This is a genomic window from Streptosporangium nanhuense (assembly GCF_059358815.1).
Genome location: NZ_JCADBG010000008.1, coordinates 118305 through 143697 on the forward strand (window position 1 = coordinate 118305; position 25393 = coordinate 143697).

Sequence of the window (25393 nt, forward strand, 5' to 3'; positions counted from 1 at the left end):
AATGCGGCCGTGAAGTCCGCCTATCTCGATCACGCGGCGACCACGCCGATGCTTCCCGAGGCGATCGAGGCGATGACAGCCCAACTCGGCAAGGTCGGCAACGCGTCCGCCCTGCACGCGGCCGGCCGTCGTACCCGCCAGGTCGTGGAGGAGTCGCGGGAGACCATCGCCGCCGCGCTCGGCGCCAGGCCCAGCGAGGTCGTCTTCACCGCGGGCGGCACCGAGGCCGACAACCTCGCCGTCAAGGGCCTGTACTGGGCCCGCCGCGCCGGTGGTGCCGGCAGGATCCTGATCAGCGCGGTGGAGCACCACGCCGCCCTGGATCCCGCGCACTGGCTGAGCGCCCACCAGGGCGCGGCCGTCGAGCCGCTGGAGGTCGACGAGCTCGGCCGGGTGCACCCGCAGACCCTCCGCGACGCCATCGAGCGCGACCCGGACGGCGTCGCCCTGGTCAGCGTCATGTGGGCCAACAACGAGGTCGGCACCGTCCAGCCGGTCCACGAGCTCGCCGCGATCGCCGGGGAGTACGGCATCCCCTTCCACACCGACGCGGTCCAGGCCGTCGGCCAGCTCCCCGTGCTCTTCGCCGACTCGGGGGTCGACGCGCTGACGCTCTCCGGGCACAAGGTCGGCGGCCCGATGGGCGTCGGCGCCCTGCTGCTCGCCAGGGGCGTCGACCCGGTGCCGGTGCTGCACGGCGGCGGACAGGAACGCGACGTCCGCTCCGGCACGCTCGACGCCCCCTCCGTCGCCGGATTCGCCACGGCGGTACGGGCCTCGGTGGCCCGGCAGGCCGAGAACTCGGCCCGGCTGACCGGGCTCCGCGACGATCTCATCCGCCGGGTCCGCCAGGCTGTGCCCGACGTGATCCTCAACGGCGACCCGGTGAACCGCCTTCCCGGCAACGCCCACTTCTCCTTCCCCGGCTGCGAGGGCGACGCCCTGCTCATGCTCCTGGACGCCAAGGGGGTGGAGTGCTCGACGGGCTCGGCCTGCTCGGCGGGGGTGGCGCAGCCCTCCCACGTGCTGCTCGCGATGGGCGCCGACGGGTTCCGGGCGCGCGGCTCGCTGCGCTTCTCTCTCGGTCACACCTCGACCGAGGCGGACGTGGACCGGCTGGCCGAGGTCATCGGCCTCGTCGTCGAACGCGCCCGCCGGGCGGGCCTGAGCTGATCCGCGTCGTGCGGGCGTTCGTCATGCAGGCCTGAGCCGATCCCGTCCGGCGTTCCCTGGAAGCCGGCTTTCCGGCTTTCCGTCGTTTCCCGGGCGAACCGGCGGATGGTTCCGGGCCGCCCGGATCGACGAGGTGGGTGCCGGCGCGGGTACGCTCAGGGGGTTATGAGTCTTCGTGTGCTTGCCGCCATGTCCGGTGGCGTCGACTCCGCCGTGGCGGCCGCCCGCATCGCCGAGGCGGGCCATGACGTCACCGGTGTCCACCTCGCCCTCTCCGCCAACCCCCAGTCCTATCGGACCGGCGCCCGCGGGTGCTGCACGGTCGAGGACTCGCGAGACGCCCGCAGGGCCGCCGACGTGATCGGCATCCCCTTCTACATATGGGACATGGCCGAGCGGTTCCACCGCGACGTGGTCGAGGACTTCGTCAGCGAGTACGCCGCCGGACGCACGCCCAACCCGTGCCTGCGCTGCAACGAGAAGATCAAGTTCGAGGCGGTTCTCGACCGGGCCCTCGCGCTGGGCTTCGACGCCGTGGCCACCGGGCACCACGCGCGGGTCGTGGACGGTGTCCTGAGCCGCAGCCCCGACCAGGGCAAGGACCAGTCGTACGTCCTGGGCGTGCTCACCAGGGAGCAGCTCGGTCACGCGATCTTCCCGCTGGGTGACTCCACCAAGGCCCAGGTTCGCGAGGAGGCCGCGCGGCGCGGCCTGATGGTGGCCGACAAGCCCGACAGCCACGACATCTGCTTCATCGCCGACGGCGACACCCGGGGCTTCCTCGCCGACCGCCTCGGCGCGGAGCGGGGCCCGATCGTCGACGAGTCCGGCGAGGTCGTGGGCGACCACGAGGGCGCCTACGGTTTCACCATCGGCCAGCGCAAGGGCCTGCGCATCGACCGCCCGGCCCCCGACGGCCGCCCGCGCTACGTGCTGTCCATCGAACCGGTCTCCAACACGGTCACCGTCGGCCCGCGCTCGTCCCTCCAGGTCACGACCATCGTCGCGGAGCGGCCGGTCTGGAACGGCCCGGCGGAGGAGCCGCGCGAGCCGCTGGCCTGCACGGTCCAGCTCCGCGCCCATGGCGAGGTGTACGGCTGCCGTGCCCAGCTCTCCGGCGGGGAGGTCCACATCACGCTGGACAGCCCGGCCACCGGGGTCGCGGCGGGCCAGGCGGCCGTGCTCTATCTCGGCGACACCGTGATCGGCTCGGCCACCATCGCCTCGGCCTCCTGAGCCCGCCCCCCAGGCGCGGCCGGCCGTCATGACGGTCGTGTCCCGTCCCGTGTGGGCCTCGCCGCGGGACGGGCGCGGGTCCCCTGTCCGGGCGGGCCGGTCCGGCCGGGGCGCCGAGGTGTCGAAGCGCTAGGGCAGGGTGACCGACTCGCCGGGCTTGAGGCGGCGCATGTCGGCCTTCTGCCTGTCCGACTCCATCTCCAGCCACATGTCGACCAGCCCGAGCCCGATGTCGTTGAGCAGGCCGTCGTGCGTGGAGAAGGCGCGGGCGGGACGGACCTGGCGGAGATACTCGACCATCTCCGACGCCTTCATCCACGGCGCGTTGGTCGGCACCAGAAGGGTGGGCACCTCGACCCCCGGCGGGGTGAACGCGTCCCCGGGGTAGAAGACCTCCTCATCCACCAGGAAGCCGACGTTGCGCACGATCGGCAGGTCGGGGTGGTTGGGGGCGTGCCACTCGCCGACGGCCCTCACCTCGAAACCGGCCGCCTCGAAGGTGTCGCCGTGCCGTACGACCTGGATCTTCGCGGGGACGTCGGCGAGCGCGGCGGCCACGCCCTCGTTGGTCCAGATCCGCAGGGACGGGTCGGCCTCGGCGGCCCGGCGCAGCCGGCCGGCGTCCACGTGGTCGAAGTGTTCGTGGGTGATGAGCACGGCCTGTGCCCCGTCGAGCGCGGACTCCCCGCTGAAGGAGCCCGGGTCGATCACGAGGACGGAGTCGTCCTTCTCCAGGCGGACACACGCGTGCCCGAACTTCGTGAGTCTCATCCCCTCACTGTATGGGCGGGCCGGATCACGGCCTCGTGGAGGGCGGCACCGTCGCGCCCTCGTTCCGGCCTCCGTCGGCGATGCTGTGGAGGAGCCGCGCCAGCAGGCCGGAGAGCTGCTCGCGCTCGGCCGGCGACAGGCCGGAGAGCATCCGTTCCATGCCGCGGAGGTGGTCGCCCAACGCGCCGCCGACGAGGTCGCGTCCCTCGGGGGTGAGCCGGACCCGTACCCCGCGTCCGTCGGAGGGATCGGGGGCGCGGACCAGCAGGCCCGCCGCTTCGAGCCGGTCGACGCGGTTGGTGGTCGCGGCGGGTGAGAGCAGCATCGAGGAGGACAGGGCTCCGGCCGACAGGCCTTCGGGGACTCCGGAGCGGTACAGGGTGGCGAGCACGTCGAACTCTCCCCGGTTGAGGCCGTGGGCGCGCAGCGTCGCGGCGATGGCCGTGCCCGCGAGGGTGTCGGCACGGGTCAGGCGGCCGAACAGGGCCATCGGCCGCGGGTCAACGTCGGGCATCTCCCTGTTCCACTGCTCGATCATCCGCTGGACACCGGCGTCCGGGTCTTCCATGCGCGCTCCTCACGTCTCGGTCCCAATAGTTTGACATCGAAATACCTGGATGCAACTATTTCCACGTCGAAATTATTTGAGAGGGTCATCATGAACGACGCACAGCGCAACGCACAGGCCGTACGGGACCTCTACGACGCCCTCGGCGCGGGGGACCTGGAGGGCGCGGGGAGGGCGCTCACCCCCGACTCGGTCCTGCACGTCCCGGGGCGAGGTGCCAACACCGGCGACTACGTCGGCCGCGACGCCGTCCTCGGGTTCGTCGCCCACGCCTTCACCGTCACCGGCGGCACCCTCAAGCTGACCGTGCACCGCGTGCTGTCGGACGAGGAGACGGCCGTGGCCCTGACGACCTACACCGCCTCCCGGCCCGACCGCGACCTTCCGCTGGAGAACAACCTCGCCCACGTCATGACGATGCGCGACGGGAAGATCGCCGAGGGCTGGTTCCACAGCCGCGACCAGTACGAGGTCGACGCCTTCTGGGGCGATGAGAGCGCCTGAGCCGGGCGTGATCTCCGGGGGTGTGCCCCGGGAGTGAGGCGGGCGGAACGTGCGAGGGCCTTCCCGAAGGGCCCGCGTGCGGGCTTCGGGGGCTTTACCGGCTTCGTGGGCCTTACGGGGAGAGGCCGGGGGGCGGAACGCGCGCGGGAGGCTGCCCGAGAGGGCGGCGCCTCCCGCGCGGTCCGATCAGGTGATCACGGGCGGTGCCGTGCGGCCGTCACCGCCCCAGACGTCCTCGTCCTCGACGAGCCAGGTGGAGCGCTCGCGGTCCTGGTTCCCCTCGCCCGCCGAGCCGCCCATCGGCATGAACGGCATGCCGCCCATGCCCATGCCGCCGCGCCCGTCGGCCCGCGGGCCGCCGGCGGCGCCGAAGCCGCCGCCGGTCCCGGCGGCACCGCCGGTGCCGACCCAGGAACTCGGCCCCGCGGGACCGTTCGGGCCGAGCGAGGTGATGGGACCCACGCCGCCGCCGCCTCCGCCGCCGCCCCCGGTGTAGGGGAGGCCGGGGCCGGTCCCCGGGCCGAGGCCCGTTCCGGGACCGAGCCCGGTGCCCGGGCCGAGCCCGGTGCCGGGGCCGCCCGGCACGGTGGGCTCGAAACCGGCCAGCTTGGTGTTGCGCGGGTCGTTCGGATCCAGGCCCGGGTTCTGATTGTTCGGGTTCAGGACCGGGTTCGGGTTGTTCGGGTTGTTCGGGTCGTACGGGTTCAGGCCCGGCGGGTCGGTGGAGTAGCCGGGCGGAAGGGTGCCGTTCCCCGGAGGGCCGCCCGCACCGGGACCGCCGCCACCGGGACCGCCGCCACCGGGAACACCCGTGCCGGGATCGCCCGGATAGGCGGGGTTGGAGATGCCGGGATACCCGCCACCTCCCGGATAACCGCCGCCTCCCGGGTAACCACCACCCGGGTAGCCGCCTCCGCCGGGGTAACCGCCCCCGCCCGGGTAGCCACCACCGGGGTAGCCGCCGCCGGGATAACTGCCCCCGGGGTAACCGCTCCCGCCCGGGTAGTTCCCGCCGCCGGGGTAGTTCTGGTTGGTGAGCGGAGGGGCGGTCGGGTCGCTCAGCCGAGGCAGGTCCTTGTCCACGGTCGCGGGGATCTGGACGTAGAGCTTGACCAGCTCCTCGTTGAGCTTCACCAGGTCGTCGCGGGCGAAGTCGTTGTTCGACTTGTTGCTGAAGAGGTACGTGTCGCCGATCTTCCCGAAGGAGGTGTCGTCCCCCGGGAGGAAGTCGACCGCGTCGAGGAACCCTCCGAGCGACGGCCTGTCACGGGCGAACTCGATGTACTGGGGCAGGACGTTCCCGCCGTAGTGGGTCAGCGCGGGTCCGAGCTGGTCGCAGCGGGTGGACAGCTCGGTGATCGTCTTGTGGACGAGGCTGAGCGCCTGCTGTGCCTCGATGGAGGCGTCACCGCTCCATACCTGCGCCAGCTGTACGGCGACATCCTTGATCAGGCTGTGACTGTCGTTCAGAGAGGTCGCCGCGGAGTTGTAGGCGTAGCCCGCCTCCTTGATGGCCCGCGGGTCGGTGGCCTCCAGCATCTCCTTGATCTCGGCCGCGCTGTAGCCGCTGTAGTGGTCTCGGCTGCCGGTCTCCGGGACCACGCAGTCGGCCTTGATGGTGTGACGCGCCCGGTCGTTGCCCATCGCGTCTCACCCCGTCCCGTTCGTGGTGCTGGACTGTTCGGCGTTCTCGTAGTTGTAGGCGGCGACCCGCAGCAGGTTGAGCGCCGCCCGGTACTTGGTGACCGTGTCCTGATACACCAGGCCGATTTTCTGGTGAGCCTTCTGCGTGGTGGCGGCTACGGCCTTGGCGGTGTCCCAGTTGCCGAACTGGGCCTCGGTCAGGTTGGTCAGGGACCGCATGTCCGACAGCGATCCCTCGTTGGAGCCTTCCAGACGCTCCAGATCCTCTTCGAGGGCCTGGAGCAGTTTCTTGATCCGGTCGCGCTTGATCTCGACGGACGGGCGGTTCTTGTCGAGGCCCGGCCAGACCGGATTTTCCTGCTCGGGAGGTGGCATGCCTCTTCTCCCCGTTACTGAGGGGGCGCGGCACCGCGCCGCGACCCGGTTGGTTCTCCCCGCCACGGAGAGGGCCGCGGCACCGCCGTGGCCCACCCGGTTCCTGGGGTCAGCGTCCGTCGAACATCGTGACGTTGACCTTCTCGGTCATCGCGAAGTTCTCCCTGCCGATCTCGATGACGCCACCGAGACGCTGGAGCAGCGCGGCCATCCGGCCGGACGCGGCGTCCCACTGGGCGCGGGCGCCGTAGTAGGCCGTGCGCGCGTCGCCCTCCCAGTCGCCGAGGAGCCGGTCGAGGTCCCCTTCCAGGTTCTGGAGGGTGCCTTCAAGCATCTGCCACTGCCGGGCGAAGTCGCCGGCAGAGCGGTCCATCTGGCCGAAGTCGACAAGAGTGCGGTCGAAGTCGCTAGCCATGGTGATCCCCGTTCCGAATCCGTCAGCTGTTGATGTCGGCCCCGAGGCGCCTGGACACGGCGCTCTGGTTCTCCTGGGCCGTCTCGTAGTTCTTCTGGATGTTCTTGAGCTTGATCGACAGACCCTCAAGCTCGCGCAGGATGTTGGTCATCTCGGTGCTCCAGGCGTTGAACACGCCGTCGAAGGAGACCGCGGACTGGCCGTCCCAGCCGGAGCGCAGCTCGCCCCGGTGACCTTCGAGCTGGGTCTTGATCTGGTTGATCGTGTTCTTGGCGTCGTCGGTCTTCTGCGACGACTCGCCAAGCCGCGAATGGTACGCGGAGGTCTTCTGAACCACGTGACACCTCCATGGTGCTCGACTGGCATGGGACTTTCGATCATTACAAAGTGGACAGCCGCCGCGTCTCTCATCAATAACGAACAGATGTACCGTTGGTAACGGGAGTCACGGTTGTCCCACGGGCACAGGGATTCCCGCCGCCGTCCGGTTGAGCGCGGGCCCCTGCGGGATCAGATGCACGATGTGCGCCGGCAGCGGCGCGACGTCCGCGGCGGTGTAGCCGAGGCTCGCCAGCGACTCCGTCGCGGTGATCGCGTGCCGCCGCCCCTGGTCGCTGATCAGGAAGACCGAGGTGACCGAGTCGAGCCTGCCGTTGCCCGGCAGCACCCCCACCAGCGACGCGGTGCCCGGCGGGAGCACGACCTGGTCCACCGAGTCCTGGTCGAACCGCCCGGCGGGCGGCGCGGGGATGCGCATGGTGCTGCCGACGGTCAGCCGCGCCCTGGTCGATCCGCGCTCGGTGTCGGCGTAGACCGCGCACACCGGCGAGGCGGGGTCGGGGGCGACGACCCGGGGCATGGCCGTGGGAAGCCCCGCCGGATCGAAGCGGGTGGCCGAGCGCCGCATCCCGTTCGCGGTCGCCGCGTCGATCTCCACGGCGCGCACCGGTGCCCTGCCGTACGCCTTCTTGCTGGCCGGGTCCTGGAGCAGGAGGTCGGCCTGGGCGGGGGTGAGGGCGGCCAGGCCGTCGGGCAGCAGGACGTACCACTTGGCCGTGTCGCCCGACGCCGCCCGCACGGTGTAGATCCGGCCCGCGACGGAACGCCTGCCGTCGGGGCCGCGCACCACCCTGCCGCGGGCGGCGAGCGCCGGGGAGCGGAAGTCGGGGCCGATGGGCAGCGCGTTGAGCCAGGCCGCGGGGACCTGCCGGGGCTGCTCCTCGGTCAGCGCCCGCAGGCTCTCCTGCGGCACCCGCATCCGCCGGTCCGACCAGAGCAGCCAGGTCTGCGATCCCTCCTCCACGACCATCGCGGTGTCCCGCCCGAGCGGGGTGCCGCCGACCGGGAAGCCGCCGATCAGCGAGGTGTGCGGGGTGCGTGTCCCGGCGGTGTCGACGCCCTCGACCACGCAGGCCGACCAGGGGGCGCGGACCAGCCGCCCGCGGGGCGGCAGGGACTCCGGGGCGCCGGGGATGCCGACCAGGAGGCCCCGCGGGAAGCGCTGGAGCGACGCCGTGGTGACCGCGCGGACCGTCACGCCCTGGCCGCCGCCGAGCAGCAGCCGGGCCGAGGTGACGTTGGCGACCGGGATCATCTGACCCCGCGTCGCGCTGTAGACGAAGGTCGCGCCCGTCTCCTCCTCGACGATCACCGTCCCCGGCGCGGTGAGCGCGGTGGCGCCGCCGGGCTTCAGCAGGCCGTAGATGCCGAACCCCACCGCCACCAGCACCGCGACCAGCACGCCGCAGAACGTCGCGACGTTGTGCCTGCGCATCGGCGACTCGGGCACGTCGGGCTCGCCCTGAAGCAGGGCCATCCCCAGACGCTGGGTCATCAGCCGGTGCGCCTGATAGAGATCACGACGGGTCTGCATCCCACCTCCGTCTCGCCGGATGCGCGGTCGCCGACAGCATAGAAGCGTGATCGCCGGGCGGTGTACGGGACGCCGACGGTGAACGGCGGCGGTACCGGACGTTTCCGGCCGTCGGCGACCCCGTGAACAGGCTTCCGAAGGGGAGAGGAGAGCCGGAGCGGGATGGTAGGAGATGTCCGGGAACACGTGATCACGGAGGCCGGATGACCCAGGAGAAGTACGTCACCTCCAAGGCGATCGAGAGCATTCGCAAGGAGATCGAGGAGGACGTCATCCCGAGGATCAGGGAGATGCACGCGATGCTGGGCGACACGACGGTCGGGTTTCCCGGCTGGGGGGCGGTCGGCGAGGTCGCGGTCGGGATGCGCTACCGGGAGGTCCAGCGGGACGTCGGGGAGAAGTTCGACGACGCGGTGGAGGTGCTGGAGTCGTGGACGGCCGCGCTGACCACCGCCCGCGTCAACTGGCGCACCGCGGAGGACAACAGCACCGTCGTGTACCGGTGAGCCGGGGGGAGATCTGACGTGACCGCGAGACCGGGTGGGAGACCGAGCCCGCTGACGGCGGGCAAGAGCGCCAAGGGGGTGATCACGAACTCCACCAAGGTCCTGTCCACCCTCAGGGGCGGCGCCAGGCTGGCGCCCACGGCCTGGGCGGGCGTGGCGATCGCGGGCACCGCCGTGGCGAACGTGCCGGGCATGGCCGACGCCTACAACAACTGGGAGTCCGTCCACTCGCGGCTGGACACGGCGGTGAAGAGCTACGTCGCCATCCTGCTCACCAAGGAGAAGGACGGCTGGATCGCCGACGACAGGGAGGCGTTCGACGACGCCGTCCAGCGGATGCAGGAGGCGCTGGAGAGCCTGCGCGCCTACATCAAGAACGTCGCCGGCATCGTCGACGAGCTGGGAGACGCCTACCGCGCGTACTGGCTGGCCATCGCCAAGATCGCGGCGACCCTGCTCGCCCTCGCCACGATCGCGGCGGCCATGCTCGCGACCCCGTACGCGGCCAGTGCCATGGTCAACCTGAGGATGCTGGGCACCCTGGCCAGCCAGGTGATCGCCGTCTCGACCGGCGCGCTGGGCAAGCTCGTCGCCTCGGTGGCCGGGAGCATGTCGGTCTACTTCTCCGGCAAGGCGTGGGTCCAGTCGTTCAACCTGGAGCCCACCGGCTCGGCCAAGGTCGACTTCACCAAGGCCAGGATCGACCCCTCGCTCCTGCCGTACCAGCAGGCGCCCACGGGCGCGCCCGGCCAGGTGCCCCAGCTGCCCAAGGGCGGGACGTTCGAGTGGCTGTCCCCCAAGAAAGAGATGCCGGAGCCGTACAAGTGAGCGACCGCACCCCCAAGAGCCCGCGCCCGGAAAACCTGGAGAACCTGGATAACCTGGAGAACCTGCGCCTGGAGGACCTGGACGCCGTCGTACGGCAGAGCGAGGAGACGCTGCGGCGCCTCGGCGGCGTCTTCGGCGAGCTGGAGACCGTCACCGGGGAGGGGACCGGCGCCGACGGCCTGGCCCGCGCCCTGGTGGACGGCGCCGGGCGGATCAGGGAGATCACCCTTGAGCCGCGCATCATGCGCCTGGACAGCCAGGCCGTCGCCGAAGCGGTGACCGAGGCGGTCCGCGCCGCCCAGGAGGCCGCCGGGCGCGCGAACGAGGAGCTGCTCCGCGCCGCCACCGGCGGCGACCCGCTCCCGCTGGACATGGGCGAGGCCCGCCGCCGTTTCGAGGACATCGGCCAGGACCTGGTCCGCACCCTGGACGACCTGACACGCGACTGACCGCCCGCACGTCCGCTCGCCCGCACGTCTGCCCGCACGTCTGCCCGTCCGCTCGCACGGACAGGCGGGCGGGCGGGACGCGGACGGCACGGCCCCCGGACCGCACGGAAGCCCGGCCGGCCCGGCGGACCTCCGACGGCCGTGTGCGGCGGAGGTCCGCCGGGCCGGTGGAGGCCCGGTCAGCCCGACAGGCCCCTGATGGCCGCGTAGACGTCCATCACCCCGAGCGCGAGCGGGAGCAGGCCCAGGATCAGGCAGAACTCCACGATGTCCCCCGCGCGTCCCCAGAACGGGGACAGGCGCCGCCGCGGGAGGAACAGCGCCATCCCGCCCGTCAGCGCCGCCGCGCACACCAGGCCGATCGTCACCGCGAAGGCCGAGTCCGGCACGGTGAACGCCACGCCCAGGATCAGTGCCAGCAGCCCGGTCAGACCCGAGCCGAGCAGCCAGAGGCGCTGGCCGGTCCCCTGGAAGACGCGGGCGCGCATCAGCAGCGCCAGCGAGAGCGTGACCAGGGTCGCGGGGGCGGTCCACCCGCTCGCGGCGAGCAGGACCGGCAGCGTGCCCAGCGCCACCAGGGCGACGCCCGAGGTCAGGCCGGTCGCGAACCGCTCGGCCTCCGCCGCGCGCCGCCGGATGTCCGCGCCGTCGATGTCGTCGGTGTCGACGCGCAGTTCCTCGGCGTTGGTGGGCAGCGCGGGCAGCGGGAGCCGGGCCAGCCGGAAGGACATCGTCGGGATGAGGGGAGCGCAGGCGAGGGTGATCGTGGCGGCCAGCGCGGCCACCCCGGGGGCGGGCACCCCGGTGAACATGACGACCGCCGAGCAGATCGTCCCGATCACCGCGGCCAGCCCGACGCCGAAGAAGTTGGGCAGCCCCTCGGCGACGATCCAGCCGGTCACGGTGGCGACCAGCGCGGTCACCGCGAACCCGGCCAGCAGGTTGGGCGCCCCGAACACGGCGGGACCGGCGGGGGGAGCGGGTACGCACGCCCCGGCCAGGAAGGCGTGGGGCAGCGCGGTGTAGCCGATGATCGCCCCGGCCCGGCCGTCGCCCACGGCCCTGGAGAGCGCGGCGCCCGCCACGACGGCGAGGATCGCGCACGCCCCGGCGAAGGCGACGACCGGTGCCCAGGGCGGCCCGCTCGCCGCGAGCACCGCGAACGCGGCGATCATCGACAGCGCCGCGGCGCCCAGCCCCACGCCCCTGGTGTGCGCGGGCAGCCAGCGGCCGGTCCGTTCCTTGACGCCGGTCGCCACGGTGTCGGCGACGTCGTCGAAGATCGCCTCGGGCAGCTGGGACGAGCGGGGCAGCAGGTAGAGGACCTCGCCGTCCCTGATGCCCAGCTCGGACAGGCCCGCGCCCGGGGGCATGGGGGCCGCGCCGATCCGCTGGAGCCCCCAGCCGCCGGCGGGCGCGACCTCCTCGGCGCTCTCGCCGGTAGCGGCGAGCAGGTCGGGCAGCAGGTGGGAGAGGGGGAGGTCCGAGGGCACCGCCAGGTCGACCCGGCGGCGCGGGGTGACGACGGTGATGCGGCACAGGGGGATTGCGGTCACCTGGTTCACAGGGCGCATGGTAGTCACCTCCGCGATCACCCGGTATCGGCCGGGGTCGCGCGATTCGCGGTGTTCACCCCGTGATCACCGGCTCGTGCGGTACGGGGGCCGTTCTGGTGATCCGGTATCGGTCGCGAGGCGTTCTCGAAGATTCCGTCGAACCCGGGGATCGGTTTCGCTACGGTAAGCCCGGACTGGGCAATATCCGGCTTAACTCACATCGGGGGCGAAGTGGGCATCGTGGTCGTCCGGCGTCCCGAGCGGCGTCCACCTCCGGCACCGCCGCGCGGCGAGATCCTCCTGGAGTCGCCGCCCGAGATCCCCGAGACCGTCTCGGCGGGCTTCACGCAGGTGCTCATGTACCTGCCGATGGTGGCCGGCGGCGCCGCGATGGGGCTGATGTTCGCCGGGGGCGGCGGCGGGAACCCGATCATGTACGTGGCCAGCGGCATGTTCGCGCTCTCCATGGTCGGCATGACCATCGGCCAGATGGGCCGGGCGGGCGGGGAGCGCAAGCAGCGGCTCAACGGCCTGCGCCGCGACTACTTCCGCTACCTGTCCCAGACCCGCGCCAAGGTCAGGCGCGCGGCGGGCAGGCAGCGCGAGGCGCTCGACTGGAACGGCCCCGACCCCGACGCCCTCTGGGCGATCGCGCTGAGCGCCCGCCTGTGGGAGCGGCGGCCCTCGGACGCCGACTTCGGCGCCGTCCGGGTGGGCACCGGCTCCCAGCGCCTGGCCGTCCAGCTCATACCGCCGGAGTCCAAGCCGGTCGAGGACCTGGACGCCATGTCCGCCGGGGCGCTGCGCCGCTTCGTCCGCACCCACTCGACGGTGGCGGACCTGCCCATCGCCATCTCCCTGCACTCCTTCGCCAGGATCAGGCCCACCGGCCCGGAGTCGGCCGTCCGTGACATGGTCAGGGCGCTCGTCGGCCAGCTGGCCGTCTTCCACTCGCCGGACGAGCTCAGGATCGCGGTGTGCGCGTCCAAGGAGTGGATGGCCCACTGGGAGTGGATCAAGTGGCTCCCGCACGCCCTGCACCCGCACGAGACCGACGCCGCGGGGCCCGTCCGCCTCATGACCGACGACCTGGGCGACCTCGACCGGCTGCTGGGCGCCGACTTCAAGAACCGGGCCCGGTTCAAGCCGGGCGTCTCCGCCGAGGCGCTCCCGTACCACATCGTGATCATCGACGGCGGGCACGTCCCGCAGGACTCCCCGCTGGGCGCGGACGCGATCGAGGGGGTCACCCTCATCGACCTCGACGGGACCACCACCCCCGCCGGGGAGAAGACGATGCTCAGGCTGCGCGTCACCGAGGAGCTGTTCAGCCGGGTCACCACCGACCAGGCGGGCAAGGAGGTCGTCACGCCGCTGGGCAGACCAGACCGGTTCTCCTACCTGCAGGCCGACGGGCTCGCCAGGCGGCTGGCCCCGCTGCGCGGCTCACCGGCCGGGGCGGGGGGCGGCGACGCGCTCGCGGCCGACACCACGCTGGCCGAGCTGCTGGGGCTCGGCGACGCCGCGGGGCTGGACCCGGCGCTGCTCTGGCGTCCCCGGGCGCCGCGCAACCGGCTGCGGGTGCCGATCGGCGTCGGCACCGACGGGCGCCCGGTCGAGCTGGACATCAAGGAGTCGGCGCAGGGCGGCATGGGCCCGCACGGCCTGGTCATCGGCGCCACCGGCTCCGGCAAGAGCGAGCTGCTGCGCACGCTGGTGCTCGGCCTGGCCGTCGCGCACTCGTCCGAGGTCCTGAACTTCGTGCTCGTCGACTTCAAGGGCGGCGCGACCTTCCTGGGCATGGACTCCCTGCCGCACGTCGCGGCCGTCATCACCAACCTCGCCGACGAGCTGCCGCTGGTCGACCGCATGCACGCCGCCCTGCACGGCGAGATGGTACGGCGCCAGGAACTGCTCCGCGCCGCCGGGAACTACGCCTCGCTGCGCGACTACGAGCAGGCCAGGGAGCAGGGGGCCGACCTGCGCCCGATGCCGACCCTGTTCGTGGTGCTGGACGAGTTCAGCGAGCTCCTGTCGGCCAAGCCCGAGTTCATCGAGCTCTTCGTGATGATCGGCCGTCTCGGCAGGTCCCTGGGGGTGCACCTGCTGCTGGCCTCGCAGCGGCTGGAGGAGGGCAGGCTGCGCGGCCTGGACACCCACCTGTCGTACCGGATCGGCCTGCGGACCTTCTCGGCGATGGAGAGCCGGGTGGTGCTCGGCGTGACCGACGCCTACGAGCTGCCCTCGGCGCCGGGCAACGCCTACCTGAAGTTCGACACCACCGGGATGGTCCGCTTCAAGGCCGCGTACGTCTCCGGGCCCTACACCCCCGAGCGGCGGGTCGTGCGGCGCGAGCGCGCCGAGGGGCGGCAGATCGTCCCCTACGGTCCCGCCTACATCGCGCCTCCCGTCCAGGCCGAGCCGGAGGAGGAGCCGGAGGTCGTCAGCGCGGGGCGCGACACGCTGCTCGACGTCGTGGTCCGCAGGCTGGGCGGGCAGGGCCCGCCCGCGCACCGGATCTGGCTGCCGCCCCTGGCCGAGCCGCCCTCACTGGACCAGCTCCTCCCGCCGCTGTCCGTCACCCCGCACCACGGGCTGACGACCGCGCACTGGCAGGGGCGCGGGGGGCTGCACGCGCTGCTCGGTGTCGTCGACCGGCCCTTCGAGCAGCGGCGTGACCCGTACTGGCTCGACCTGTCGGGCTCCGCCGGGCACCTGGCCGTGGCCGGGGGCCCGCAGAGCGGCAAGAGCACCGTGCTGCGCACGCTGATCGCCGGTCTCGCCCTCACCCACACCCCGGCAGAGGCGCAGTTCTACTGCCTGGACTTCGGCGGCGGCGCCCTCGCCTCGCTGGAGGGCCTGCCGCACGTCGGCGGGGTGGCCAACCGGCTGGACGCCGACCGGGTCCGCCGTACCGTCGCGGAGGTCACCGCGCTGCTGGCGCTGCGAGAGCGACAGTTCGCCGAGCTGGGGATCGACTCGATCACCACCTACCGGCGCCGGATCGCCGCGGGGACCGTCGATCCCGGCGGCTTCGGGGACGTCTTCCTCGTGGTCGACGGCTGGCTCACGGTCCGCCAGGAGTTCGAGTCGCTGGAGCCCACGATCACCGAGCTGGCCGCCCGCGGCCTCGGCTACGGCATCCACGTGGTGGCGGCGACCAACAAGTGGTCGGAGTTCCGGCCGTCCATCCGCGACCTGTTCGGCTCGCGCGTGGAGCTGAGGCTGGGCGACGCCTACGAGTCCGAGGTGAACCGCAGGACCGCGCTGGCGGTTCCCGAGGGCGTGCCGGGGCGCGGCCTGACCCGCGACGGCCTGCACTTCCTGAGCGCGCTGCCGCGCGTCGACGGCGGCGACCGGAGCGACGACCTGCCCGTCGCCACCCGGGCCATGGTCGAGTCCGTCGCCGCCGCCTGGCAGGGGCCGCCCGCCCCCAGGGTGCGGCTGCTGCCCGCCGTCCTCGCGCCGGAGAGCCTGCCGGGACCGGAGGAGACCGGCGCGCGCATCCCGCTGGGCATCGACGAGAGCACCCTCTCGCCGGTGCTCGCCGACTTCGACGCCGATCCCCACCTGGTCGTCATTGGCGACAACGAGAGCGGCAAGTCCAACCTGCTGCGCCTGGTGGCCGAGGGGGTCGTGGCCCGTCACGAGCCCGCGCAGGCCCGCCTCGTCGTCATCGACTACCGCCGCTCGCTGCTGGACGCCGCCTACACCGAGCACCGCATCGGGTACGCGGCCTCCTCGACCGCCGCCACCGAGTTCCTCACCGAGCTCAGGGAGTCGCTGGTCAAGCGGCTCCCCCCGGCGAACCTCTCGCCGGAGGAGCTGCGCTCGCGCGGCTGGTGGAAGGGGGCGGACATCTACATCGTGGTCGACGACTACGACGTGGTGGCCTCGGGCGCCAACCCGCTCGGGGTGCTGCTCGACCTGCTGCCCCAGGCCCGCGACATCGGCCTGCACCTGGTGCTGGCCCGCGCGATGGGCGGCGCGGGACGGGCCATGTTCGACCCGGTGCTCCAGCGGCTCAAGGACATGGCCACCCCGGCCGTCATGATGTCGGGCCACAAGGACGAGGGAGTGGTGTTCGGGGTGCGCCCCCACGCGCTGCCGCCGGGACGCGCCTATCTCTCCGACCGGAGGAGCGGCGTGCGCCTCATCCAGACCGCGTTCGTCTCCCAGCCCGACGCCGAGAAGTGAACAGGAATCGACTTAAAGGGTGTTTTTTAGTAACAAGAGATGACTAACATCACTCTCTAAACGTGTGTCACGTTCAGGGGGGCTGTCTTGTCATTTCCGCCGGAGCCGACGGACATCAGTCCGGCTGATCTGAAAAAGCGCAAGGAAGACTTTCACGCCGAGAGCGACGAGCTCGGCAGGGCCTTCACCAAGGCCATGGCCGACCTCGAGGCCCTGGGCAACTTCTGGGGCAACGACGATGTCGGCCAGGAGTTCGCGGGCACCTCGCACGGCAAGGGCTACTTCGCCGCCACGGGCGAGGCCAGGAGCCACGTCGGGAGCATCAGGGACGGCTACCGCAAGATCGGCGACAACCTGGGCCTGGTCGGCGACAACGTCACCGGGGCCAACTGGGCCACGATCGAGGGGATGATCAAGGCGGTCGTCGGCCCCGAGATCAGCGTCACCAACAAGGCCGAGCTCGAATGAGCAATCCCCTGGGAGCGGTGGGCGCGTTCGTCAAGGCCAACCCGGTCAAGAGCGCGATGGGGGCCGGCTCCATCGGCGGCGCCGCGTTCGTCACCTCCATGCTCGGCGTGAGCTGGCCGGAGGGCGACCCGGACAAGCTGCGCGCGGCGGCGGACATCTGGGACGACCTGGCCGACACCATCGAACGCACCGGCAACGAGGCGAACGGCGTCGCCGAGCAGGTGTGGAAGAACAACGGCGGCGCGTCCGTGCAGGAGTTCAAGACGCTGTGGACGGGCAAGTTCCGTCCCTACCCCGTCGAGGTCGCCAGATTCTGCCGGGCGATCGCCCAGGCCTGCCGCGACTACGCCAAGGCCGTGGAGATCACCCGGCACGTGCTGATCGTGCTCGCCGTGCAGGCATGGGTGAACATGGTCTACACGGTGGCCTGGGGCTGGGCCACCGCGGGCATCGGGGCGGCCGTGCAGAAGCAGATCATGGACAGGTTCCTCAAGGGCCGCGCGCTCCTGCAGAAGAAGCTCTTCAAGATCAGCGTCGAGAAGATCATCTATAACTCGTTCTACTACCTGGGCGACAGCCTGGGCTACGCGGGCGGCCAGCAGGTGCTCCAGTGGAGCATCTTCGAGCTCACCGGGGTCGAGAAGGACCTCACCGGCAACGACGTCACCGGCGTGGGCGAGAACTTCAAGCAGTTCGGCAGGGGCTTCGCCAGCAACATGGCCTTCAACGGCGCCTACGACCTGACCAAGATCGGCCCGTGGGGCAAGATGTTCCCTCCCAGCGCGGTGGGCAACCTGGCCTCCCGGTTGATCGGTTCGGGGACGTACACCGTGGCGGACAACACGCTGCAGGGGGATCCCGGCCTCCCCAGCTGGGAGCAGTGGATCTCCAAGATCATCGTGCACGGTTCCCGCGCGGCCAAGCCGCCCGCCTGAGCGCGGGGCTCCCCGCTTCGGGCGCACGGCTCCCGCGCGGCCAGGCCGCCCGCTTCGCGTGCGGAGCCCCCGCGCGGCCGGGGCCACCTGCTTCGAGCGAGGCCGCCGTCTCCGGCGCCTCCGGAAGTCCGGCTGCGGAAGTCCGGCTGCGGAGGGCCGCCTCCGGAAGTCCGCTTCTGGAAGTCCGGCCCCGGAAGTCCGGCCCCGGAAGTCCGGCTCCGGAAGGACGGCTCCAGAGGTCCGGCCCCGGGCCTTCGCCCGGGGCCGGACCTCGTACGACCTCGTACCCGGGATCACCCCCTGAAGGGGTCCTCCAGGAGCGAGTTCAGCAGCGTGCTCGCCTGCTCGGCCGCGTCCCTGACGGCCTCGTCCGAGGCCGCCAGGATCGCCTCCGCGAGAGCCTCGGAGCCCAGGCGCAGGGCGCGCGGATCGATGTGGAGGGCCGCCAGCGAGCCGCTGGTCAGCACCTCCACCGACACGTGGCCGCCGGCCGCCTCGCCGCGTCCCCTGGCCTCGGCCAGGCCCTGGCCGACCTCCTCCATCCGGCTCGTCTGCTCCCCGATCACGCTGAGAAGCCGGTCCGTCTCCGGATCACCGGTCGGTGAGTACGGCTCGCGGGACATGCCCCGCGAGGGCTCTCGCTCGTCGCGCATTACTTGCAGTTCCCCCAGTCGATAGCGGAGGAACCGGAGGGGCTGCCGCCGTTGAAGCGCACGCACTTGCCCTGGGCGGGGAGGACGACCGGGCCCGCGTAGTACTCGTAGTTGCCGCGGTCGGTCTTGGTCGGGCCGCCCTTGACCTCAAGGGTGACCCAGACCGGGGACGCGACGCCCACGTCCACACTCTTCAGGGCGACCACGCAGGTGTTCTTCGTGACGCTGTTGAAGAGCTGGTAGATGGTCCCCCCCTGGAACGGTGCCTGTCGCTGCACCGAGTAGTTCAGCCCGCAAACCTTCTCCGGAGTGTGGGGGTTGGCGCGCTGCGCCGGCGGCGGGGAGAACGACGGCCGTACGGTCGCGGGCGTGGACGGCCGGACCGTCGGCCTGGCCGTCTGCGAGGGCTTGGCCGTCTGCCAGGGCTTGGGGGTCCGCGTGGGCCTTGCCGTCTGTGAGGGCCTCGCGGTCTGCGAGGGCTTGAAGGACGGCTTGGCCGGGGCGGGCGTCGGGGTCGGGGTGGGCGTCGGAGTCGGGGTGGGGGTCGGGCCGGGAGTTCCCTGGGGCGGGGTCGGCGTCGGCGTCGGGGTGCCCGGCGGGGCCGGGGTGGGGGTGGGGCTCGGGATCGGGGTCGGCGTCCCGGTCGGGGGCGCCTCCGGCTGGACGGTCAACGACGGGGTCGGGGTCGGCTGGGCCGCCGTCGTGGACGCGGCGGCGGAGGGCACCCCGGTCGTGGGAGTCGGAGCCACGGGCGCGGTCGGGGCCGTGGTGAGCGGCGCCGTCGGCACCGGCACCGGCGGATTGGTGTACGCGCCGATGGTCGGGACCTGGGGCAGGGCGGTGGGGGCGTCGCTGGGCAGCTGCAGCGGCCCCACCTCCGGGACCTGGGGATCGGGCGTCGTCCCCCAGGGCACGGTCACCTTGCCCGTGGGGTTGTCCCCGGTGTTCTGCACCGGGTCCTGTCCCTGGGGCTCGTCCCGTGACTGGTCGGCCAGCCCGAGCGACACCTCGGGGATCGCGCCGTCGGCGGAGGCCCGCTCCAGCTCGCTCAGGGCGGTGTACCGCCCGGCGGCCCACAGCCCCAGCCCGGAGAGCAGGACGATCACGCCGACGCAGGCGGCCAGCGCCATCGAGAAGTTGCCCGTCCTCGGACGGTTCCCGGCGGCCTTCGCGGGCTCCGGGGCCCCGGGAACGGGGGACGCGCCCTGGGGAAGCTGCGGAGCTCCCCAGACGGACGTCGCGGGTGTCGCGGGTGTCGAGGGTTCAGCCTGTCGCGGTACGGCCGCGCCGGGGGCGTTCCCGTTCGCCGGGACGTCGTTCCCGCCGACGGCCCCCGTGCCGACGCCCGTTCCGCCACCCGAGATCCCGCCGTCCGGGACCCCGGCACCCGAGACGGTGCCGGAGACAAGGCCGGGCAGAGGTGCGGCGGCGCCGGGGAGGGGGACCGGCGCGTCCGCGGCCTCGGCCTCACCGAGCAGGCGCAGCATGGCGGCCCTGGTGTCCGGGCGCTCCTGCGATCGCTTGTCCAGGCAGGAGGCGAGGACGGGCCGCAGCTCCGCGGGCAGGCCGGTCAGGTCCGCGGGACCTTCCAGGACCTTCTCCGGCCGGCCGCCGAAGGGCGGCCGCCCGGTCGCGGCGTAGACGACCGTGGCCGCCCAGGCGAAGAGGTCCGCGGGCCTGCTCGCCTCCGGCGCCGAGGCGGCGGACCCGGAGGAGGCGACCTCCTCGCGGATGTGCTCGGGAGCGCGGTAGTCCGGCTCCCGCTCGCCCGTGACGGGGTCGAGCCCGATGTCGAAGACGCGGGGACCGTCCGGGCCGAGCAGCACGGTGTCGGGGGTGAGCGACCCGTGGGCGAGGCCGGACAGGTGGAGGGCGGTCAGCGCGGTGAGCGTGCCGACGGCGAACCGCTCCAGCGCGTCACCGGTGAGCGGGCCGTCCTCGGCCACGGCCTGCCGCAGCGTGGGCCCCTCGATGTGCTCGCGGACCACGTACGGGCGGTCGTCGAACCAGCCGACCTCCAGCAGCCTCGCGGTGTGCGCCCCGGACGCGCGCTTGGCGGCGTGCAGTTCGTTCGTGATCCGCTCTCGCACCCGGGGATCGGGGGCCTCCGGTTCGGCGGCCAGGAGGCGGATGACACGGATGGTGTCGTCGTCGGGAAGATGTCCCAGGTAGACGGCGTGTCCTGGATCCGGGTCGAGCCGGCCGACCAGGATGTGCACGCCGATACGCTTGGGATCTTCAGGCAGTAATGGGTGCAAATACCCCATTGCGTTCCTTCCAGCACAGCTGTCAATAAAGCCGCTTTAAGCTAATCGGGCACCATCCAACCAAATTTGACGCACTAGAACGGGTTTTTAATACGTTTGTCATGTTTGGTTCTCGACGGAGCCGGGCCGCCAGCCTCTCCGGCGTCCCATCGGGACGGCGATGCCCGCCACGGTGACCAAAACGCCCACGGTGAGCGCCCCCAGTGCGACCCAGAGTGAGATCGAGACGGCCCGGGAATCCTCGGGAGGCGCCGGCCGCACCGCGTTCCCCGGCAGCGGGGCCGGCTGGCGCGGCGCGAGCGCCACCTGCTCGGACGGCAGGATCGCCGAGACCGCCAGCAGCGGGTTGACCATCCCCGCCCCGGTGCCCGCCCCCGCGCCGCCGTCGGCGGTCAGCTCGACGCGCCGCCGTACCCGCACGTTGTCCAGTTCCGGGTGCCGGGCGCGGACCAGCGCGACCACCCCGGCCACGTACGGGGCCGCGAAGCTGGTGCCCTCCAGGTCCTCCCGGTAGGCCCGCCCGGCCCAGGTGCTCGTGACGTTCTTGCCGGGGGCGAGGACGGAGACCGGGGTGACGGCGTTGGACGAGTCGGCCCTCACCCCGTCGGGACCGGCGGCCCCGACCGACAGGACCCCTTCGTAGGCGGCCGGGTAGGCGGGCCCCGGGCTGCCGTCCTCCTTCTGCACGTTGCCGGCCGCGGCCACCACGACCGCGTCCATGGCGAGGGCGTAGTTGACCGCGTTGCGCAGGTCGGCCTGGTCGCGGGCCTCGACCGACACGTTGATCACGTCGGCGCCCAGCTCGGCGGCCCGCACGATGGCCAGGGCCAGCCGGGCCACGTCGCCGGTGCCGTCCTCGGTCTGCTTGATGGAGATCAACCTCGCCTGCGGCGCGACCCCGGTGAAGGGAACCCCCTTCATCGCGGCCGCCGCGATGATGCCCGCCACCGCCGTACCGTGGCCGAGGCAGTCGCGCGCCCCGGAGCCGGTCAGGTCGACCGAACGGGTCCTTCGCAGCTGGGGGTGCCTGCTGTCCACCCCGCTGTCGACGACCGCGACGGTCACCCCGGCACCCTTGGTCAGCTCCCACACCTCGGGCAGGCTGAGCCGCCGCTGGGCCCAGGACTCCCCGATGCTGGTCGTACCGCGCTCGGGATTGCACCTGGCCGGCGCGGCGGCCGTCCCCCCGGCCCCCGCCCCCGCCAGGGCCGTCCTGGCCTCCACCGGCGCGGCGGCTCCCGTGGCCTCCGCCCCGGCCGCCGCTCCCGCCTTCACCCCGGCCACGGCCGGTGGCGCCGCGACCGCCGCCAGTACCAGTACCGTGACGAGCATTCGACCGATCACGAAACGCCCCCAGAACGACCCAGAACCAACGGCCCCCGGGCGAAACGGCCCCCGCGCCGAGACGCCTCCGGGGCGACGAGGCCCCAGAAATCGGGTGAATACCGGGCAGCACCCTACTCAGCTTGATCGCGTGCCGTCACGGTGCCGCGGGATTCTCCCGGCCGGAGGCGCGATCCGGCGGTCATAAGCTGGTCCGGGCGAGCGAGCCGGGCAGACACCGGTGGATTCCGTTCACGTTCCGCCCGCGTCCCGACGCGAGACCACGAGCCCGCGAGACCAGGAGCAGTCTTTGAGCCAGTACCCATGGGGCGAGGCGACCGCGACCGGCATCGGGTCGCATCCGGGGGAGGACCACGCGGAGGCGGTGAGGGTCGCCTTCGGCGAGTCGCCCGCGCTGCCGTACCTGCCCGAGCTGCCCGCCCGCGGCGTCGGCGCCGACATGATCGGGCGCACCGCGTCGCTCCTGCTGGAGATGCCCGTCGAGGTGCAGCCGTCGGGCTGGCGGTTCGCCGACAGGCCGGGCCGCGACTCCAAGCGCGCCCGCGACCATCTCGTACGCGACCTCGACGGCTTGGAGGAGGTGGCCCAGGGGTACGAGGGGCCCTTCAAGATCCAGGTGTGCGGGCCGTGGACGCTGGCGGGGGCGATCGAGCTCCGGTACGGCGACAAGACGCTCGCCGACCCGGGAGCGGTGCGCGACCTGGTGGACTCCCTGACCGAGGGGCTCGCGGCGCACGTCGCCGACGTGCGCCGCAGGGTGCCGCGCGCCTCGCAGATCGTGGTCCAGCTCGACGAGCCGGGGCTGCCCGGCGTCCTGACGGGCACGGTGCCGACGGCCTCGGGCTTCGGGCGGCTGGCCGCCGTCGACCGCCAGATCGTCGCCGACCGGCTCGGGGCGGTGCTCCCCGCCGGGACGTTCACGGTCGTGCACTGCTGCGCCCCCGGCGTGCCCTTCGGGGTGCTGCGCACGGCGGGCGTGGGGGGCGTCTCGCTGGACGCCCACCTCATGAGAAGGCGCGACGAGGACGCGATCGGCGAGACCGTCGAGGCCGGGACCGCGCTGTTCCTCGGTGTCGTACCGGGCGTGGACGCCAGGATCCCGGACGTCGACGTGGTCGCCGGGCCCGCCGTCGAGCTCTGGCGCCGCCTCGGCTTCCCCTCCTCGACCCTGGCCTCGCAGGTCGTGCTCACCCCCGCCTGCGGCCTGGCCGGGGCCTCGCCCGCCTACGCCAGGGCGGCCCTGGCCGCCTGCCGCAAGGCCACCCGGGTGCTGCAGGACGAGCCCGGCGAGTGATCCGTACGGGCCCCGCGCACCGCCGGGCCGGTGTCGTACGGGAGCGGCGAGGGCTTGTCCAACTCGGGGCAATGGCGGGGTCACATTGTCGGTGCCCGAAGATACGTTTGTCCTGGGCGACGACGATGGGAGAAGCGGGCGATGGGCGCTGAGGTCGAGGGCGTGCCGGTGGCGGCGCTGGAGCGGCACGCGGAGCTGACCGAGCTGGTCGAGGAGGCCAACTGGCGCTACCACGTGCTCGACTCGCCCACCGTGAGCGACGCCCAGTACGACGGGTGGATGCGCGAGCTGCGCGAGCTGGAGGAGGAGAGCCCGGCCCTCCGCACGCCCGACTCGCCCACCCAGAAGATCGGCGCGCCGATCTCCAGCGACTTCACCCCGGTCAAGCACCTGCAGCGGATGGAGAGCCTCGACAACGCCTTCAACGCCGACGACCTCGCCTCCTGGCAGGCGCGGGCCGAGCGGCTGGCCGAGCGGAACCCCGCGCCCTACCTGTGCGAGCTGAAGATCGACGGCCTGGCGATCGCGCTCCTCTACGAGAAGGGCCGCCTGACCAGGGGGGCGACCAGGGGCGACGGCCGCGTCGGCGACGACGTGACGGCCAACGTCCGCACGATCGCCAACATCCCGCAGCGCCTGACCGGCGACGACGTGCCCGACGTGGTGGAGGTCAGGGGCGAGGTCTACATCCCCGTCGAGGAGTTCGAGAAGCTCAACGAGCAGCTGGTCGAGGCGGGCAAGGCGCCGTTCGCCAACCCGCGCAACTCCGCCGCGGGCTCCCTGCGGCAGAAGGACCCGCGCGTCACCGCGCAGCGGCCGCTCTACATGATCGTTCACGGGATCGGCAAGTGGGAGGGCGCCACCGCGCCCCGCGCCCAGTCCGAGGTCTACGAGCGGCTGAAGGGGTTCGGCCTGCCGGTCAGCGACCTCTACAAGGTCGTCGACGACCTCGACGGCATCAACGCCTTCATCGAGTTCTACCGCGAGCACCGCCACGACCCGGCCTACGAGATCGACGGCGTCGTGGTCAAGGTCGACCGCATCGAGCTGCAGAACAACCTGGGCTCCACCAGCCGGGCCCCGCGCTGGGCGATCGCCTACAAATACCCGCCGGAGGAGGTCAACACCAAGCTCCACGACATCCAGGTCGCGGTGGGCCGCACCGGCAGGGTCACCCCGTACGGCGTCATGGAGCCGATCGTCGTGGCCGGTTCCACGGTCGAGCGGGCCACGCTGCACAACGCCTCCGAGGTGGCGCGCAAGGGCGTGCTGATCGGCGACACCGTGGTGCTGCGCAAGGCGGGCGACGTCATCCCCGAGATCGTCGGCCCGGTCGCCGACCTGCGCGACGGCACCGAGCGCGAGTTCGTGATGCCGCGGCGCTGCCCGGAGTGCGACACCGAGCTGGCGTACGAGAAGGAGGGCGACGCCGACCTGCGCTGTCCCAACACCAGGGCGTGCCCCGCCCAGCTGCGCGAGCGCATCTTCTTCGCGGCCGGGCGCAGGGCGTTCGACATCGAGGGGCTGGGCTACGTGGCGGCCACCGCGCTGACCCAGCCGCTGCCGCCGCAGGAGCCGCCGGTCCGCACCGAGGCGGACCTGTTCGACCTGACGATGGAGCAGCTGCTGCCGATCAGGTCGGTGGTCCGCGACCCCGACACCGGCCTGCCCAAGACCGATCCGGAGAGCGGCGAGCAGAAGGTCGTCACCTTCTTCGCCAACCAGAGCGGCGAGCCGAGCAAGAACGCCGAGAAGATGCTGGAGCAGCTGGAGAAGGCCAAGGACCAGCCGGTCTGGCGGGTGCTCGTCGCGCTCTCCATCCGGCACGTCGGCCCCCCGACGGCCCAGGCGATCGCCGACGAGTTCCGCTCGATCCCCGCGATCAGGGACGCCACGGAGGAGGAGCTGGCCGCCGTCGAGGGCGTCGGCCCGCGCGTGGCCGCGGCGATCCACGACTGGTTCACCGTCGACTGGCACCGGGAGATCGTCGACCGGTGGGCGGACGCCGGGGTCCGGATGGTCGACGACCCCCCGGCCGAGCAGCTCCCGCAGACCCTGGCGGGCCTGACCTTCGTGGTGACCGGCACCCTCGCCGGCTTCACCCGCGACGAGGCGGGCGAGGCCCTGGCGGGCCGGGGCGGCAAGGTCTCGGCGTCGGTGTCGAAGAAGACCTCCTTCGTGGTGGTGGGGGAGAACGCCGGCTCCAAGTTCGACAAGGCGGTCAAGCTCGGCGTGCCGATCCTCGACGAGGAAGGCCTGCGGGTTCTGCTGGACGAGGGGCCCGAGGCGGCCTCGGAGAAGACGGTCAGACCCGAGGAGTAGGGGCCGTCCCGCCGG

The 25393-nt window shown here is 72.4% G+C and carries 22 protein-coding genes; 11 read left to right on the forward strand and 11 right to left on the reverse strand.

What is annotated here, in order from left to right:
• The first annotated feature begins 9 nt into the window (after positions 1-9).
• Positions 10-1173, forward strand: a complete 1164-nt coding sequence (locus AC5L38_RS17445; RefSeq protein WP_495243849.1) for a cysteine desulfurase family protein — start codon at positions 10-12, stop codon at positions 1171-1173.
• Positions 1174-1338: 165 nt separating this feature from the next.
• Complete coding sequence (mnmA, locus tag AC5L38_RS17450; RefSeq protein ID WP_495243850.1) at positions 1339-2409, forward strand: tRNA 2-thiouridine(34) synthase MnmA; 1071 nt, start codon at positions 1339-1341, stop codon at positions 2407-2409.
• Between the two features lie 129 nt (positions 2410-2538).
• Here mnmA and AC5L38_RS17455 read toward each other — a convergent pair whose 3' ends face one another.
• Both AC5L38_RS17455 and AC5L38_RS17460 read right to left on the reverse strand, forming a co-directional pair.
• On the reverse strand, positions 2539-3180 hold the full coding sequence (locus AC5L38_RS17455; protein WP_495243851.1) for an MBL fold metallo-hydrolase: 642 nt from the start codon (positions 3178-3180) through the stop codon (positions 2539-2541).
• A gap of 25 nt (positions 3181-3205) precedes the next feature.
• On the reverse strand, positions 3206-3748 hold the full coding sequence (locus AC5L38_RS17460) for a MarR family winged helix-turn-helix transcriptional regulator (RefSeq protein ID WP_495243852.1): 543 nt from the start codon (positions 3746-3748) through the stop codon (positions 3206-3208).
• A gap of 90 nt (positions 3749-3838) precedes the next feature.
• Here AC5L38_RS17460 and AC5L38_RS17465 point away from each other — a divergent pair, with 90 nt between their 5' ends.
• On the forward strand, positions 3839-4252 hold the full coding sequence (locus AC5L38_RS17465) for a nuclear transport factor 2 family protein (protein ID WP_495243853.1): 414 nt from the start codon (positions 3839-3841) through the stop codon (positions 4250-4252).
• 186 nt (positions 4253-4438) lie between these two features.
• Here the strand turns inward: AC5L38_RS17465 and AC5L38_RS17470 are convergent, their stop codons facing one another.
• The 5 genes from AC5L38_RS17470 to eccB all read right to left on the reverse strand — a co-directional run bounded on the left by AC5L38_RS17470 (position 4439) and on the right by eccB (position 8559).
• A complete protein-coding gene (locus AC5L38_RS17470; protein ID WP_495243854.1) occupies positions 4439-5896 on the reverse strand; it encodes a WXG100 family type VII secretion target in 1458 nt (485 codons plus the stop codon).
• A gap of 6 nt (positions 5897-5902) precedes the next feature.
• Positions 5903-6271, reverse strand: a complete 369-nt coding sequence (locus AC5L38_RS17475; protein ID WP_495243855.1) for a hypothetical protein — start codon at positions 6269-6271, stop codon at positions 5903-5905.
• A gap of 109 nt (positions 6272-6380) precedes the next feature.
• Positions 6381-6686 carry a WXG100 family type VII secretion target gene (locus AC5L38_RS17480; protein ID WP_344917995.1) on the reverse strand — a complete coding sequence of 102 codons (306 nt, stop codon included), beginning with the start codon at positions 6684-6686 and terminating at the stop codon, positions 6381-6383.
• A 22-nt stretch (positions 6687-6708) separates the two neighbouring features.
• Positions 6709-7023, reverse strand: coding sequence for a WXG100 family type VII secretion target (locus AC5L38_RS17485; RefSeq protein WP_495243856.1), 315 nt, complete (start codon positions 7021-7023; stop codon positions 6709-6711).
• Positions 7024-7131: 108 nt separating this feature from the next.
• Complete coding sequence (eccB, locus tag AC5L38_RS17490; protein ID WP_495243857.1) at positions 7132-8559, reverse strand: type VII secretion protein EccB; 1428 nt, start codon at positions 8557-8559, stop codon at positions 7132-7134.
• 203 nt (positions 8560-8762) lie between these two features.
• Here eccB and AC5L38_RS17495 point away from each other — a divergent pair, with 203 nt between their 5' ends.
• Genes AC5L38_RS17495 through AC5L38_RS17505 form a run of 3 tightly spaced genes read left to right on the forward strand, consistent with a single transcriptional unit; the run spans position 8763 to position 10342 of the window.
• Positions 8763-9065 (forward strand): hypothetical protein, encoded by a 303-nt coding sequence (locus AC5L38_RS17495; RefSeq protein ID WP_495243858.1) that lies wholly within the window; start codon positions 8763-8765, stop codon positions 9063-9065.
• A gap of 18 nt (positions 9066-9083) precedes the next feature.
• Complete coding sequence (locus AC5L38_RS17500) at positions 9084-9893, forward strand: hypothetical protein (protein ID WP_495243859.1); 810 nt, start codon at positions 9084-9086, stop codon at positions 9891-9893.
• Positions 9890-10342, forward strand: coding sequence for a YbaB/EbfC family nucleoid-associated protein (locus AC5L38_RS17505; RefSeq protein ID WP_495243860.1), 453 nt, complete (start codon positions 9890-9892; stop codon positions 10340-10342). The genes AC5L38_RS17500 and AC5L38_RS17505 overlap by 4 nt, the downstream gene beginning before the upstream one ends.
• A gap of 179 nt (positions 10343-10521) precedes the next feature.
• Here the strand turns inward: AC5L38_RS17505 and eccD are convergent, their stop codons facing one another.
• Complete coding sequence (gene eccD, locus AC5L38_RS17510) at positions 10522-11907, reverse strand: type VII secretion integral membrane protein EccD (RefSeq protein ID WP_495243861.1); 1386 nt, start codon at positions 11905-11907, stop codon at positions 10522-10524.
• Between the two features lie 222 nt (positions 11908-12129).
• Here eccD and eccCa point away from each other — a divergent pair, with 222 nt between their 5' ends.
• The 3 genes from eccCa (at position 12130) to AC5L38_RS17525 (ending at position 17498) form a co-directional block, all read left to right on the forward strand.
• Positions 12130-16095 carry a type VII secretion protein EccCa gene (gene eccCa / locus AC5L38_RS17515; RefSeq protein ID WP_495243862.1) on the forward strand — a complete coding sequence of 1322 codons (3966 nt, stop codon included), beginning with the start codon at positions 12130-12132 and terminating at the stop codon, positions 16093-16095.
• 87 nt (positions 16096-16182) lie between these two features.
• Complete coding sequence (locus tag AC5L38_RS17520) at positions 16183-16563, forward strand: hypothetical protein (protein ID WP_495243863.1); 381 nt, start codon at positions 16183-16185, stop codon at positions 16561-16563.
• Positions 16560-17498: a WXG100-like domain-containing protein gene (locus AC5L38_RS17525; RefSeq protein WP_495243864.1), complete on the forward strand. Its 939-nt coding sequence runs from the start codon at positions 16560-16562 to the stop codon at positions 17496-17498. The genes AC5L38_RS17520 and AC5L38_RS17525 overlap by 4 nt, the downstream gene beginning before the upstream one ends.
• A gap of 293 nt (positions 17499-17791) precedes the next feature.
• Here the strand turns inward: AC5L38_RS17525 and AC5L38_RS17530 are convergent, their stop codons facing one another.
• The 3 genes from AC5L38_RS17530 to AC5L38_RS17540 form a co-directional block, all read right to left on the reverse strand.
• On the reverse strand, positions 17792-18151 hold the full coding sequence (locus AC5L38_RS17530; protein WP_495243865.1) for a YbaB/EbfC family nucleoid-associated protein: 360 nt from the start codon (positions 18149-18151) through the stop codon (positions 17792-17794).
• The gene (locus AC5L38_RS17535; protein ID WP_495243866.1) at positions 18151-20370 is read right to left on the reverse strand and encodes a serine/threonine protein kinase; all 2220 of its coding nucleotides are present in this window, start codon (positions 20368-20370) and stop codon (positions 18151-18153) included. Before AC5L38_RS17535 ends, AC5L38_RS17530 begins: the two co-directional genes overlap by 1 nt.
• 147 nt (positions 20371-20517) lie before the next feature.
• Positions 20518-21750 (reverse strand): S8 family serine peptidase, encoded by a 1233-nt coding sequence (locus tag AC5L38_RS17540; RefSeq protein WP_495243867.1) that lies wholly within the window; start codon positions 21748-21750, stop codon positions 20518-20520.
• Between the two features lie 301 nt (positions 21751-22051).
• Between AC5L38_RS17540 and AC5L38_RS17545 the strand changes: the two genes are divergently transcribed.
• Both AC5L38_RS17545 and ligA read left to right on the forward strand, forming a co-directional pair.
• Complete coding sequence (locus AC5L38_RS17545; RefSeq protein WP_495243868.1) at positions 22052-23056, forward strand: methionine synthase; 1005 nt, start codon at positions 22052-22054, stop codon at positions 23054-23056.
• Positions 23057-23197: 141 nt separating this feature from the next.
• The gene (ligA, locus tag AC5L38_RS17550; protein WP_495243869.1) at positions 23198-25378 is read left to right on the forward strand and encodes an NAD-dependent DNA ligase LigA; all 2181 of its coding nucleotides are present in this window, start codon (positions 23198-23200) and stop codon (positions 25376-25378) included.
• Positions 25379-25393 lie beyond the last annotated feature (15 nt).

Bases quoted from the DNA above. Each gene is read 5' to 3' on its own strand.
- AC5L38_RS17480 (WP_344917995.1), bottom strand. From the start codon at position 6,686: ATGGCTAGCGACTTCGACCGCACTCTTGTCGACTTCGGCCAGATGGAC.
- AC5L38_RS17495 (WP_495243858.1), top strand. From the start codon at position 8,763: ATGACCCAGGAGAAGTACGTCACCTCCAAGGCGATCGAGAGCATTCGC.
- AC5L38_RS17530 (WP_495243865.1), bottom strand. From the start codon at position 18,151: ATGCGCGACGAGCGAGAGCCCTCGCGGGGCATGTCCCGCGAGCCGTAC.
- AC5L38_RS17470 (WP_495243854.1), bottom strand. From the start codon at position 5,896: ATGGGCAACGACCGGGCGCGTCACACCATCAAGGCCGACTGCGTGGTC.
- eccB (WP_495243857.1), bottom strand. From the start codon at position 8,559: ATGCAGACCCGTCGTGATCTCTATCAGGCGCACCGGCTGATGACCCAG.
- AC5L38_RS17525 (WP_495243864.1), top strand. From the start codon at position 16,560: ATGAGCAATCCCCTGGGAGCGGTGGGCGCGTTCGTCAAGGCCAACCCG.
- ligA (WP_495243869.1), top strand. From the start codon at position 23,198: ATGGGCGCTGAGGTCGAGGGCGTGCCGGTGGCGGCGCTGGAGCGGCAC.
- AC5L38_RS17455 (WP_495243851.1), bottom strand. From the start codon at position 3,180: ATGAGACTCACGAAGTTCGGGCACGCGTGTGTCCGCCTGGAGAAGGAC.
- AC5L38_RS17465 (WP_495243853.1), top strand. From the start codon at position 3,839: ATGAACGACGCACAGCGCAACGCACAGGCCGTACGGGACCTCTACGAC.
- AC5L38_RS17540 (WP_495243867.1), bottom strand. From the start codon at position 21,750: ATGCTCGTCACGGTACTGGTACTGGCGGCGGTCGCGGCGCCACCGGCC.
- mnmA (WP_495243850.1), top strand. From the start codon at position 1,339: ATGAGTCTTCGTGTGCTTGCCGCCATGTCCGGTGGCGTCGACTCCGCC.
- AC5L38_RS17475 (WP_495243855.1), bottom strand. From the start codon at position 6,271: ATGCCACCTCCCGAGCAGGAAAATCCGGTCTGGCCGGGCCTCGACAAG.
- AC5L38_RS17460 (WP_495243852.1), bottom strand. From the start codon at position 3,748: ATGGAAGACCCGGACGCCGGTGTCCAGCGGATGATCGAGCAGTGGAAC.